The following is a 12,490-nucleotide window of genomic DNA, read 5'->3' as shown; positions in this document are numbered from 1 at the left end:
GTTAGTATGACAAACGATACCAAACCTTGGTACAAGGAACCCTGGCCCTGGATTCTCATGGCCGGCCCATTCATCGTCATTATTGCCTGCATGAACTTGCTGTGGACTGCCATTGCAACTAACGACGGTCTGGTTTCCGACGATTATTACAAGGAAGGCCTGGCCATGAATCAGCGCCTGGAGCGCGATCATCAGGCCTCGCAGCTGGGGCTGCATGCAGATGTGATGCGCGCCGGTCTGAATGTCCGTCTGTTGATCACGACCAAGGAAACGGTGGCCTTGCCGGAAGAGATTGTCTTGCGCCTGACGCATCCGACGATCGACGGCAAGGATCAGAAAGTTGCGTTGAAATCCGAAGGGGCGGGTTTCTACGGTGGGGTACTGGCCGAGGATCTGGCCGGTCGCTGGCATGTCACGCTTGAAGATCCTGCGGGCCAATGGCGTCTTCAAGGGGAGTGGCAGGCCGGCTTTGATGAGCCGCTGCGCCTGGATGCGAAAGCGGGTTGATTTTTTTGTTAGTGGGAGGTGTTTATGGCTTGGGAACTGTTGTTGACGAGTGATATCGGCTTGATGAGCCTGGGAGTGATTGTCGGCGTGGTGGTAATCGGCGCCGTCATGGGCAAGCTCTACTCGAGCAAGATGAACGAGGAACTGAACGCCAAGGGTAAATAATCCCCGGCATTCGGTCATGAACGATCCCCGCTGCTTCAAGGAGAGTGGCGGGGATTGTTTTTTTCCGGCGGGCAGGGCGATGGTCTTGTCCTTGGTCCTGCATGCACTTGTGTTGTGGGGTACGGAATTTCCCCGGCCGCTGCAGCCGGAAGGGCGCGCCAAGCTCAGTGCGGTGATTGGCGAGCCGAAGGATTCGGCCCGGCCTGCGGCAAATTCTGCCCAGCCTTTACACGCTCACGAGGAGGCCTGGGTGCAGCCGACCCATATGCCTGAGAGGCGTTCGGGCGCGCGGTCCCATACCCAAAGCGGACAATCCGGGCTTGATCAAGATTTGCAGCCCTTGCCTCCCGGTGAGGACTTGTCGGCTTACCGGCTGGCTCTGGGACGGGCTTTTGGCAGTTTGCTCGACGAAGAATTGAGAAGGGTATTGCCGCCTGGGGAGTTGCTTTTCCGTATCCACTATCGGGCGGGGCCGATGCCCCCTTCCATGCGCCTGACGGCGGGAGTCGCCCCGGCGATTTCAGCGCGTCTGCTGGATGCGATGGCCCGGGCCGTCGCCATGACTCCCTTGCCTTCGTCTTGGCAGTCAGGGAACTATCGACTGGAGTTACGGGCCCAGGTGGTCGGTGCTTGAGATTACGGTTCCAGGTCGTGTTCGTGGAAGCCGAAACCGCCATGCTGCCGATCGGCCAGGTAGCGCTCCAGACAGAGGCGTACGCTGCGAAAGGAAAGGTCCTCCCAGGGGATGTCCTCCGGGCGGAACAGGGCGACTTCGAGGCTTTCCTCGCCGGCGGAGAACGACGGAGAGGTCATCCGCCCACGATAGAACAAGTGGACCTGATTGATGTGGGCGATGCTGACCAGCGCGAAGGCAGCCTCGACACTGACCTCCGCTCCCGCTTCCTCGAGCGTTTCGCGCCGGGCCGCTTCGGCTGTCGTTTCGCCGTTTTCCATGAAGCCGGCCGGTAGCGTCCAGTAACCCAGGCGGGGTTCGATGGCGCGCCGGCAAAGCAGTATCCTGTTTTCCCATTCGGCAATGCAGCCGACGATCATGCGCGGATTGTCGTAGTGAATATGCCCGCAACTCGTGCATACTTGTCGCGCCAGATTGTCGCCGGCAGGGATGGTCAGGGAGGCAGCGCTGCCGCAGCGGGTGCAGTACGACATTCCGGAGGTGTTGGGAAACGGTGGACTTGCAGTCTATCACTGCCGATCCTCGCTGTAGCAGGTGGCAACTTCCTTTGCGCTTCCCGGAAGCCTGTGGCTACAATAGCGAAACACAATATAGATAGAACGACCTGTCGGTAACGCCTCAGGGGGCGCTAAAGGGGTTTCACATGTTTTTGATCGTCGGCTACGTCATCATCCTGGCTTCGGCATTGGGCACTTATGCCGTGCACGGCAGCTTGCTGGCGCTCTGGGTCCCGCTGGAATACATCGCCATCTTCGGCCTGACCGTCGGTAGTTTCGTCGCCGGCAACAACATCAAGGTGGTCAAGGCCACGGTGGCGGCCATCCCGGGCGCGCTCAAGGGCTCGCCTTACAACAAGGCCTACTACGTCGATGCGCTGGCGCTGTTGTTCGAGATCCTGTCCAAGGTGCGCAAGGAAGGCTTGATGTCGATTGAAAACGATGTCGAGAATCCCGAGGCCAGTCCGATTTTTTCCAAGTACCCGAATATCGTTTCCGATCACCACGTACTCGATTTCATGACCGACTATCTGCGCATGATGGTCGGCGGCAACCTGAACACGGTTGAAATCGAAAGCCTGATGGATGTCGAACTGGAAACCCATCACCACGAAATGGCCGAGCCGGCGCACGTCATCCAGAAGGTGGCCGATGGCGTACCCGCCTTCGGTATCGTCGTCGCGGTCATGGGGGTCATCAACGTGATGGGTTCGGTCGGCGAGCCGCCGGCCGTGCTGGGCAAGATGATTGCAGGTGCGCTGGTCGGTACCTTCCTCGGTATCTACCTGGCCTATGGTTTCGTCGCGCCGATTGCCGGTCAGGTCGAGCAGAAGGCCAACGAATCCGGCGTGATCTACAAGACCATCAAGATGGTCCTGCTGGCGTCGATGTCGGGCTACGCGCCGCAGGTGGCCATCGAATTCGGGCGCAAGACCCTGGGGGCGCACGAGCGTCCGAGTTTCCGTGAACTCGAGGAAGAGCTCAAGGCCCGCAAGGGCAAGTAAGCGGCACATGCTGCCGACACAGAGCGAATATAGATGAGCGACGACTCCACCCGCCCGATTATCATCAAACGCAAGAAGGTCGTTGCCGGCGGCGCGCACGGTGGCGCCTGGAAAATCGCCTACGCCGACTTCGTGACGGCAATGATGGCCTTCTTCCTGCTGATGTGGCTGCTTGGCTCGACGTCCAAGGGCGATCTGCAGGGCATTGCCGACTATTTTCAGAACCCGATGAAGGTGTCGATGTCCGGCGGTGCGGGCTCAGGCGACGCAACAAGCATTCTCAAGGGTGGCGGCCAGGATCTGACCCGCCAGTCCGGTCAGGTCAAGAAGGGCGACGTCGAAGCCAAGCGCACGACCTTCTCCAAAGAAGCCCAGCTGGAATTCCGGCGCAAGGAACAGGAGCGCCTGGAACTGTTGAAGGCGGACATCGAGAAGATGATCGAGCAGAGTCCGCAACTCGCCCAGTTCAAGAAGCAGTTGTTGCTCGACATCACTTCCGAAGGCTTGCGCATCCAGATCGTCGATGAACAGAACCGGCCGATGTTCGATTCCGGCGGCGATACGGTCAAGCCTTATACCCGGCAACTGCTGCAGCAGATCGGTCTGGCCCTGAACGGCGTGTCCAACCGGATCAGTCTTGCCGGCCATACCGATGCGGCCCCCTTCGTTGGCGGCGTCGGTGGTTTTTCCAACTGGGAATTGTCGGCCAACCGGGCCAATGCCTCGCGGCGCGAGCTGGTCGCCGGCGGCATGGACGATCACAAGGTCCTGCGCGTGGTCGGACTGGGATCGACGCTGTTGTTCGACAAGAACGACCCCTTGAACCCGGTTAACCGCCGGATCAGTATCGTGGTATTGAATCAGCGTACCGAGCGGGCGATCCTGAATGAAGATAGCAGTCCGGACGATGTCGAGGGAGATGATATTGCGCCGCCCGTCCTGCAGTTGCCAACGACACCCAACGGGCGAGCTGGCTGATCCGGGCGCATTTTGCATACGCGGTTCCCGGAACAACTGTCGTTATCCGGGATGAATTTGAGTTTCTGTAGAGAGATGAGGGAAAAATGGCCAAAACCATTCTTGCTGTTGATGATTCCGCCTCCATTCGCCAAATGGTTTCGTTCACGCTGAAAAGTGCCGGTTATGAAGTGGTCGAGGCGGTTGATGGGCAGGATGGCCTGGACAAGGCCAAGTCGCGCGGCGTCAACCTGGTGCTGACCGATCAGAACATGCCGCGCATGGACGGCCTGACCCTGATCCGCAATCTGCGCGCCATGCCCCAATATGCCTCGACACCGATCCTGATGCTGACCACCGAGTCTTCCGATGCGATGAAGTCGCAGGGGCGCGCGGCGGGCGCCACCGGCTGGTTGGTCAAGCCGTTCGATCCGCAAAAACTCATCGAAGTCGTACGCAAGGTGATTGGCTGAGAGTATCTGGCTCGTCCGGGGCGCACGCCCGGATGCATCCGTTTCTGGCCGCCGGTCTAATCGCGGTCGTCTGAGGAGAAAGCATGTCGATTGACATGAGTCAGTTTTACCAGGTCTTCTTCGAGGAATCGGAGGAGCATCTGGCCGCGATGGAATCCTTGTTGCTCGATCTGGATATCGACAATCCGGATCTGGAGCAACTGAACGCCATCTTCCGGGCTGCCCATTCGATCAAGGGAAGCGCCGGTACGTTCGGTTTCACCGACCTTGCCGAAACCACGCACATCCTGGAAAACCTGCTGGACCGCATCCGCAAGGCGGAGCTGTCGCTGCGCCCCGAGATGGTCGATGCTTTTCTCGAGGCCGGCGATGTGCTGCGCAGCATGCTCGAAGCCCATCAGGGGCGCGGTTCGGTCGATCCTGAACTGGTGACGCGGATTTGCGGCCGCTTGCGGCAGTTGTCCGATGCGCCTGCACCGGCTGCTGCGCCCTCGCCGGAAGCGGCGCCGGTGGCGCCAGCCGATGACGAGGTGGCAGTAAGGATTCCCGAGGAAACCGGCCGACGCCTGTTCGACATCCAGTTCGTGCCCACCGAGATTGCCGTGCAGGGCGTCGGCCTGGACAATCTGCTCGATGAACTGCGCTCGTTGGGCGAACTGGAAATTGTCAGCCGCAGCGAGCCGGGCGAAGAAAGTGCCGCTTACTGGGAACTGCGCCTGTTGACCGACAAGCCGCAGGAGGCCTTTGTCGACCAGATCGATTTCATCGCCGAGAACGGCGCCTGGCGCATCACCGAAGACACCGCCGTGGCGGCAGACGGTTCGACGGCTTTCGGGTTTTTCCCCGATTCTCCGGGACTGCCGGACGAGGCGCGCGGTTACGGCCTGTACGCGTCTGCCGCCAAGGAAGAAGAGGCCTATGGCTTCTTCGAGCCGTTGCCGGCAACGACGGTCGAGGATGAAGCTTACGGGTTCTTCGAGCCTCTGCCGACGGTGGCCACGGAGAAGAAGGACGACGACGCCGGCTACGGCTTCTTCGAACCCCTGCCGGCTGCTGTGCCGGCACCGGCTGAACCGGTCGCGGCGGCGCCGATGGCCGAAGAGGGCGATGGATTCGGTTTCTTCGCGCCGCTGACGCCGCCGGTTCCGGTGACGCCGCCGGTGGAAGCCGTCGCGCCCAAGCCTGCCCCGGCGCGCGCCGAGCGGCAAGCCAAGACGCCGGTCAGCGCATCGGCGGACTCGTCGATCCGTGTCAGCATCGAAAAGGTCGACCAGCTGATCAACCTGGTCGGCGAACTGGTGATCACCCAGGCGATGCTGCTGCAGACCTCGGCGCAGATGCAGGATGCCGCACCGGAGCGCCTGCTCAACGGACTCACCCAGCTGGAACGCAATACCCGCGACCTCCAGGAATCGGTGATGTCGATCCGGATGATGCCGATTTCCTTTGTCTTCTCGCGTTTCCCGCGGGTGGTTCGCGACTTGTCGGCCAAGCTCGGCAAGCAGGTCGAGCTGAAAACCTTGGGTGAGACGACCGAACTCGACAAGAGCCTGATCGAGCGCATCACCGATCCGCTGACCCACCTGATCCGCAACAGCCTGGATCACGGCATCGAGTCGCCGGAAAAACGCATTGCCGCAGGCAAGAGCCCGACCGGGACGATTACCCTGAAGGCCTATCATCAGGGCGGCAACATCGTCATCGAGGTCGGTGACGACGGTGGCGGCCTGCCGCGCGATAAGATCCTGCAGAAGGCCCGCGAGCGCGGCTTGCCGGTTTCCGATCAGATGAGCGATCAGGAAGTGTTCAACCTGATCTTCGAAGCAGGGTTCTCGACCGCCGACCAGGTGACCGATGTTTCCGGACGCGGGGTCGGCATGGACGTTGTCCGCCGCAACATCCAGTCCATGGGAGGGCGCGTCGAAATCGACTCGATGCTCGGGATCGGCACCCGGATGACAGTCCGTCTGCCGCTGACCCTGGCCATTCTCGACGGCATGTCGGTGGCGGTTGGCGACCAGATCTACATCCTGCCGCTGTCGTATGTCCTGGAATCGCTGCAGCCGTCGCCCGGTGACATCAAGACACTGTCCAACCAGGCCCGGGTGGTCCAGGTGCGCGGCGAATACCTGCCGGTGGTCGTGCTGCACGAGATGTTCAATCTCAAGTCGGCGTGGACCGATTTCACCCAGGGGATCATGGTCGTGCTCGACGCCGACGGTGCCCGCGTCGCCCTGTTCGTCGACGCCCTGCTCGGTCAGCACCAGGTCGTGATCAAGAGCCTGGAAGCCAATTACCGCAAGGTGCCGGGTGTCTCCGGCGCGACCATCATGGGCGATGGTCATGTGGCCTTGATTCTCGATGTATCGGCCATCGCTGCGATGGCCAGGACAAGCATGCAGAAGGCCGGGTGACCGGCAGATGAGGAGTTGATGATGGAAGCCATGATTTCCGCAGGAGCGGTCGCCGGCGACGAAGAGCAGGTGGCCAGCGAGTTCCTGACCTTTACGCTGGGCAGCGAGGAGTACGCCATCGATATCCTGAAGGTTCAGGAGATTCGCGGTTACGAGACGCCGACACTGATCGCCAATGCACCGCCGTTCATCAAGGGCGTGATCAACCTGCGCGGCATCATCGTTCCCATCGTCGATCTGCGCATCAAGTTCCGGCTGGGCAAGGTCGAGTACACCCCGTTTACCGTGGTCATCATCCTCAACATCGCCGGGCGGGTCATCGGCGTCGTCGTCGATAGCGTTTCCGACGTGCTTTCGCTGACCCCCGCGCAAATCCGCCAGGCACCGGACTTCTCCGGCAGTTTCGATACCAAGTACATCGTCGGTCTGGCCAGCGTCGAAGCGCGGATGCTGATCGTGACCGACATCGAGCGCCTGATGACCAGCGCCGATATGGAGTTGATCGAGGCGGCAGCCGAGTGAACGGACGTTTCGGGAGGGCGAAATGTTGAATGTGCGCAATTTCAGGATAGGCAGCCGGCTGATCGCCACCACGGTCGGCGCGCTGGCGCTGATGATTGCCTTCGTCGTGATTGCCCTGGTCAGCCTTGGCTTGATCGGCGACAAGGTGCAGACCATCGCCGTCGATAACAATCAGGGCATGGAACTGGCCCACGAAATGCAGGGCTATCTCGGCAACATCGGTCTGCATGCACGCAATGCCTTGCTTTATGAAGAAATCAGCCGGCAGCGCGAGGAGCGGCAGGGTGTCGACCTGGCGATCAAGCGTTACCAGGCCAACGAACGGCAACTGGCCGACATGGCCCTGGCGCCGGAAGCCAGGGCGCAGCTGGGGGAGTTGTCGGCCCTGCGCCAGGGCGCAGAGGCCCGTCTGACGCAACTGTTCGTGCTCGTCGGCGAGGGGAACCGGCCCGATATCGAGGCGTATTTCGTCGATGAACTGACGCCCGCCATGCATGCCTGGCAGGGCGCCATCGGCCAGCTGGTGTCCCGCCAGAAGGCTGCCAATGCCGCGGCGCTCGACGAGGTTGCGAGCATCCGCTCGACTGTCGAACGCACCCTGTTCGGCCTGATCGCATTCGCTGTCGTGATCATGATCCCCGCCGGCATCTGGGTCACGCGGGCGATCACCCGGCCCCTGTCGTCGGCGGTGGCGGTGGCCGAGTCGGTGGCCGGCGGCAATTTCGATAACCGGATCGACGCCGAAGGGCGCGACGAACCGGCGCATCTGCTGCGCACGCTGGCGCGCATGCAGTCCGACCTGAAGGCGCGTACGGCCAGCGAGCGTAAGGTGGCTGCCGAAACCCTGCGTATCAAGGTGGCGCTCGATGTCGGCTCCAACTGCGTCATGCTGGCCGACCCCGGCGGGCGGGTCATTTACTGCAACGACGCCCTGCTGGACATGATGCGGCGCGCCGAAGCCGATATCCGTCAGCAATTGCCGGATTTTCAGGCCGCCGCGCTGAATGGCGGGGCGTTTCGTATCGAGGCGCTGAATCCGGCATTCCAGTCGGACCGGCTGGCTGCCTTGAGCGAGCCGCAGCGCAGCCAGATCAAGCTGGCCTCGCGGACCTTCGCCCTGGTTGCCACGCCGGTGATCGGCGAAGGCAATAGCCGCCTGGGAACTGTCGTCGAGTGGCTGGATCGTACCGGCGAGGTGGCCATCGAACAGGAAATCAGCGACATCATCGATGCTGCCGTGGCCGGTGATTTTTCGCGCCGTGTTTCGCCGGCGGACAAGCAAGGCTTCTTCCTCAAGCTGAGCACCGGCATCAACAGCTTGCTCGATGCCAACAGCCGGGCACTGGAAGAGATCGGCCGGATGCTGTCCCGGCTGGCTGCCGGCGATCTGACCGAGAAGATCGACATGCCCTATCAGGGGCTGCTGGCCAAGGTCAGGGACGATGCCAACGGCACGGTCGACAACCTGAGCGAGATCGTCCTCTCGATCAAGCAGGCCACCGACGCGATCAACACGGCCGCCAAGGAGATCGCCCAGGGGAATCAGGACTTGTCCGGGCGGACCGAGCAGCAGGCGTCCAGTCTCGAGGAAACGGCGTCGAGCATGGAGCAACTGACCGGCACCGTGCACCAGAATGCGGAAAATGCCCGTCGGGCCAACGAACTGGCCGATACCGCGCAGCGGGTTGCCGAGCAGGGGGGCGCCGTCGTCGGCCAGGTGGTGACGACGATGAGCGCCATCCAGCAATCCAGTCGCCGTATCGCCGACATCATCGGCGTCATCGACGGCATTGCCTTCCAGACCAACATCCTGGCCCTGAACGCGGCGGTCGAGGCGGCCCGTGCCGGCGAGCAGGGCCGTGGCTTTGCCGTGGTCGCCACCGAGGTGCGCAACCTGGCCCAGCGCAGCGCGGCGGCCGCGAAGGAAATCAAGGGGCTGATCGGCGACTCCGTCGATAAGGTGGCGGTCGGTAACCGGCTGGTCGAAACCGCGGGGACGACCATGGCCGAGGTCGTTTCCAGCATCCAGAATGTTGCCCGCCTGATGAGCGATATTTCGGCCGCCAGCCGCGAGCAGAGTGCCGGCATCGAACAGGTCGGGCGCGCCATCAACCAGATGGACGAGGTGACACAGCAAAATGCCGCCCTGGTCGAACAGGCCGCGGCAGCCGCCGAAAGCCTGCAGGAACAGGCGCATAGCCTGGCGCAGGCGGTGGCGGCGTTCAGGCTGTCGCCGACCGGCGAAGTGCCCGCCCCCGTTGCTGCCAGGAGGCCGGCTGCCTTGCCGGATCGCCGGCCAGCGCCCGGCAAGGTTGCGGCGCCGATGCTGACGGAAAAGAAACCACAAACACTAGCGATGGGGCGCGTTCCCGTCATGTCTGCCCGTGAAGACGGTTGGGCAGAGTTTTAACCTGGAAGGAAAAGGGCCGATTCATGCGTAATAACCAGCCTGTGACCCAGAACGAAGTCCCCCTGACGGCGGACAGCCTGATCGTCTCCAAGACCGATCTCAAAGGCCTGATCACCTACGTCAACAAGGATTTTCTCGATATCAGCGGTTTCACCGAGGATGAGCTGATCGGCCAGCCGCACAACATCGTCCGCCATCCGGACATGCCGACCGAAGCCTATGCCGATCTCTGGCGCGATCTCAAGGAAGGCCGGCCGTGGACCGGACTGGTCAAGAACCGCTGCAAGAACGGCGATTTCTACTGGGTGCTGGCGACCGCCACCCCGATCCGGGAAAACGATCAGATCGTCGGCTACATGTCGGTGCGCCGGCAGCCGACCCGGCAGCAGGTCGAAGCCGCCGAGGCTGCTTATCGCATGTTCCGCGAAAACCGGGCCGGCGGGCTGCGCATCCGTCACGGGGCGGTGGTCAACGGCGGGGCCGGATTGTTTGCTGGCTGGTCCTTGCGCCAGAAGCTGTTTGCCGGATTTTCGACGCTCCTGCTGGCCAGCGTCCTCATCGCTGCACTGGGCATCTGGGGGATCGGCAAGGTGCGCGACAATACAACCGCGCTCAACCAGGATGGCGTCAAGCCGACGCAGGCACTGGCGGTGATCGGCCGCTTGATGGCGGAAAACCGCAGCCAGGTGCTGCTGACGCTGCAACACGATCCGGAAGGGCGCTACGCCGCGTTGCACGATCACGACCTCAGTTTCCATACCAAGCAGATCGATGCCAATCTTGCCGAGGTCGATCGTCAGTGGGCCTTGTTCAACCAGAATCCGCATTCGCCCGATCAGCAGCAACTGGTCAACGAGTTCCAGATTGCGCGGACGGCCTATGTGCAGGAGGGCTTGTTGCCGGCCAAGCAGGCGCTGCTGGAAGGTCGGTTCGACGATGCGAACATGATCCTGTTGCAGAAGATCAACCCGACCTACACCGCAGCGGCGGCCAAGGCCGAGGCCCTGTTCAGCGCGCAGGCGGAGGAGGCGCAGCAACTGGTCAGCGAAGGCGAGGCGCTCTATCGCTCGCAACTGACCTGGGCCGCTGCCATCGTCTTGCTGGCGCTGGCAATCGGTCTGTGGATCGCGATGGCCATCACCCGCTCGATCACCGGGCCGATCCATGAAATCATTGCCACCTTCCGTTCGCTGGCCAACGGCGACTTCACCCGCAATGTCGACGTCTCGCGCAACGACGAGATGGGCAGGATCCTGCAGGGCCTGCAGTCGATGCAGATCCAGCAGGGCTTCAACGTGGCCGAAGCCAAGCGCATTGCCAACGACAATCTGCGCATCCGCATTGCCCTGGATTGCGTGAATTCCAATCTGCGCATTGCCGACGACGACGGGTTGGTGCTTTACGCCAACAAGGGACTGCAGTCGACGCTGCGCAAGATTGAACCGGCATTGCGCGAACAGATTCCCGGGTTTGCCGTCGACAGTTTCGTCGGCAGCAATATCGGTGGTTTCTACGCCGATCCGCAGGCCGCCCTGAAGACCTTGCGCGAATTGCGCGACACCCGCGTGACCGAGATGGAAATCGGCGGTCGCATCTTCAATGTGGTGACCAATCCGATCATCAACGAGCGCGGCGAGCGTCTCGGCACGGTCGGCGAATGGCAGGACCGGACGGCGGAAATCACCGCCCAGCGCCTGGTTGCCGACCTGATCAAGAAAGCCTCCAGCGGCGACCTTGATGCCCGGCTCGATGCCGAATCGCTGGAGGGCTTCTACCGCGAACTCGGCAAGGGGATCAACAGCCTGCTGGAGACCACCGCTTCGGCGATCGGCGAGATCGCCGACCTGCTGTCGCGGATTGCCGCCGGCGATCTGGTGCATACCGTGGAAACCGATTACCAGGGAACTTTCGGCCGCCTGAAGACCGACGCCAACCAGACGGTGCTGCGGCTGCGCGAACTGGTGGGCGGCATCCAGTCGTCGGCCGAAATGATCAATGTGGCGGCCAAGGAAATCGCCTCCGGCAACCAGGACCTGTCGGCGCGCACCGAGGAGCAGGCCAGTAGTCTCGAGGAAACCGCGTCGAGCATGGAAGAACTGACGGCGACGGTCAAGCAGAATGCCGAGAACGCCCGCCAGGCCAACGAACTGGCCGGCAGCGCGCAGCGCGTGGCCGAACAGGGGGGCGATGTGGTCGGCCAGGTGGTCGAAACCATGGGCTCCATCCACCAGGCCAGCGCCAAGATCGCCGACATCATCAGCGTCATCGACGGCATCGCTTTCCAGACCAACATCCTGGCGCTCAATGCTGCGGTGGAAGCCGCACGAGCCGGCGAACAGGGTCGCGGCTTTGCCGTGGTGGCCACCGAGGTGCGCAACCTTGCCCAGCGCAGTGCGGCTGCAGCCAAGGAAATCAAGGGCCTGATCTCGGACTCGGTCGGTCGCGTCGAGGTGGGCAGCAAACTGGTCAACCAGGCCGGTACGACGATGACCGAGATCATGAGCAGCATCAAGCGCGTGGCCCGGATCGTCACCGATATTGCCGAGGCCAGCCGTGAACAGAGCGCCGGTATCGAGCAGGTCAGTCTGGCGGTCAGTCAGATGGACGAAGTGACGCAGCAGAATGCCGCACTGGTCGAGGAAGCCGCCGCCGCTGCAGAAAGCCTGGAAGAGCAGGCCGAGTCCATGGCTCGAGCCGTCGCGGTTTTCAAGCTCGCCGAATCGCGCACGCCCAGCCTGCCGCCGCCGTCCGCACCGGCCATCGAGCGGCGGCCTGCGTCGTCGCAGCCGCGCGAGAAGATGCGCAGCTTGCCGGCCAGCCTCGACGACGAGTGGGAAGAGTTCTGAG

Annotated in this window: 11 protein-coding genes; 10 read left to right on the top strand and 1 reads right to left on the bottom strand. The window is 62.3% G+C overall.

Annotation, left to right across the window (positions count from 1 at the left end):
* Positions 1-6 precede the first annotated feature (6 nt).
* From Q0799_RS10510 to Q0799_RS10500, 3 genes are read left to right on the top strand one after another with little or no spacing between them, the layout of a single operon-like run.
* On the top strand, positions 7-507 hold the full coding sequence (locus Q0799_RS10510; RefSeq protein WP_298398082.1) for a FixH family protein: 501 nt from the start codon (positions 7-9) through the stop codon (positions 505-507).
* 42 nt (positions 508-549) lie between these two features.
* Positions 550-672 carry a DUF3149 domain-containing protein gene (locus Q0799_RS10505; protein ID WP_298398080.1) on the top strand — a complete coding sequence of 41 codons (123 nt, stop codon included), beginning with the start codon at positions 550-552 and terminating at the stop codon, positions 670-672.
* Between the two features lie 16 nt (positions 673-688).
* Positions 689-1,306 (top strand): hypothetical protein, encoded by a 618-nt coding sequence (locus tag Q0799_RS10500; RefSeq protein WP_298398078.1) that lies wholly within the window; start codon positions 689-691, stop codon positions 1,304-1,306.
* Between the two features lie 2 nt (positions 1,307-1,308).
* On the opposite strand, the gene Q0799_RS10495 is transcribed toward Q0799_RS10500, so the two are convergent.
* A complete protein-coding gene (locus tag Q0799_RS10495) occupies positions 1,309-1,839 on the bottom strand; it encodes an NUDIX hydrolase (protein ID WP_298398076.1) in 531 nt (176 codons plus the stop codon).
* A gap of 170 nt (positions 1,840-2,009) precedes the next feature.
* On the opposite strand from Q0799_RS10495, the gene motA reads away from it, so the two are divergent.
* From motA to Q0799_RS10455, 7 genes are all read left to right on the top strand, one after another.
* A complete protein-coding gene (gene motA / locus Q0799_RS10490; protein ID WP_298398075.1) occupies positions 2,010-2,867 on the top strand; it encodes a flagellar motor stator protein MotA in 858 nt (285 codons plus the stop codon).
* A gap of 33 nt (positions 2,868-2,900) precedes the next feature.
* The gene (gene motB, locus Q0799_RS10485; protein ID WP_298398072.1) at positions 2,901-3,845 is read left to right on the top strand and encodes a flagellar motor protein MotB; all 945 of its coding nucleotides are present in this window, start codon (positions 2,901-2,903) and stop codon (positions 3,843-3,845) included.
* A gap of 86 nt (positions 3,846-3,931) precedes the next feature.
* The gene (locus tag Q0799_RS10480; protein WP_298398071.1) at positions 3,932-4,297 is read left to right on the top strand and encodes a response regulator; all 366 of its coding nucleotides are present in this window, start codon (positions 3,932-3,934) and stop codon (positions 4,295-4,297) included.
* A gap of 83 nt (positions 4,298-4,380) precedes the next feature.
* A complete protein-coding gene (locus Q0799_RS10475; RefSeq protein WP_298398069.1) occupies positions 4,381-6,711 on the top strand; it encodes a chemotaxis protein CheW in 2,331 nt (776 codons plus the stop codon).
* An 18-nt stretch (positions 6,712-6,729) separates the two neighbouring features.
* Complete coding sequence (locus tag Q0799_RS10470) at positions 6,730-7,233, top strand: chemotaxis protein CheW (RefSeq protein ID WP_298398067.1); 504 nt, start codon at positions 6,730-6,732, stop codon at positions 7,231-7,233.
* Between the two features lie 22 nt (positions 7,234-7,255).
* Complete coding sequence (locus Q0799_RS15185) at positions 7,256-9,643, top strand: methyl-accepting chemotaxis protein (protein WP_366940778.1); 2,388 nt, start codon at positions 7,256-7,258, stop codon at positions 9,641-9,643.
* A 23-nt stretch (positions 9,644-9,666) separates the two neighbouring features.
* Positions 9,667-12,489 (top strand): methyl-accepting chemotaxis protein, encoded by a 2,823-nt coding sequence (locus Q0799_RS10455; RefSeq protein ID WP_298398064.1) that lies wholly within the window; start codon positions 9,667-9,669, stop codon positions 12,487-12,489.
* The last annotated feature ends 1 nt before the right edge of the window (position 12,490 follow it).

Source organism: uncultured Azonexus sp. (assembly GCF_937982035.1).
Classification (GTDB): domain Bacteria; phylum Pseudomonadota; class Gammaproteobacteria; order Burkholderiales; family Rhodocyclaceae; genus Azonexus.
The sequence above is the reverse complement of the archived record's forward strand: the minus strand, read 5'-3'. Positions and strand labels throughout refer to the sequence as shown.

Bases quoted from the DNA above. Each gene is read 5' to 3' on its own strand.
- Q0799_RS10510 (WP_298398082.1), top strand. From the start codon at position 7: ATGACAAACGATACCAAACCTTGGTACAAGGAACCCTGGCCCTGGATT.
- Q0799_RS10500 (WP_298398078.1), top strand. From the start codon at position 689: ATGAACGATCCCCGCTGCTTCAAGGAGAGTGGCGGGGATTGTTTTTTT.
- Q0799_RS10495 (WP_298398076.1), bottom strand. From the start codon at position 1,839: ATGTCGTACTGCACCCGCTGCGGCAGCGCTGCCTCCCTGACCATCCCT.
- motA (WP_298398075.1), top strand. From the start codon at position 2,010: ATGTTTTTGATCGTCGGCTACGTCATCATCCTGGCTTCGGCATTGGGC.
- motB (WP_298398072.1), top strand. From the start codon at position 2,901: ATGAGCGACGACTCCACCCGCCCGATTATCATCAAACGCAAGAAGGTC.
- Q0799_RS10480 (WP_298398071.1), top strand. From the start codon at position 3,932: ATGGCCAAAACCATTCTTGCTGTTGATGATTCCGCCTCCATTCGCCAA.
- Q0799_RS10475 (WP_298398069.1), top strand. From the start codon at position 4,381: ATGTCGATTGACATGAGTCAGTTTTACCAGGTCTTCTTCGAGGAATCG.
- Q0799_RS10470 (WP_298398067.1), top strand. From the start codon at position 6,730: ATGATGGAAGCCATGATTTCCGCAGGAGCGGTCGCCGGCGACGAAGAG.
- Q0799_RS15185 (WP_366940778.1), top strand. From the start codon at position 7,256: ATGTTGAATGTGCGCAATTTCAGGATAGGCAGCCGGCTGATCGCCACC.
- Q0799_RS10455 (WP_298398064.1), top strand. From the start codon at position 9,667: ATGCGTAATAACCAGCCTGTGACCCAGAACGAAGTCCCCCTGACGGCG.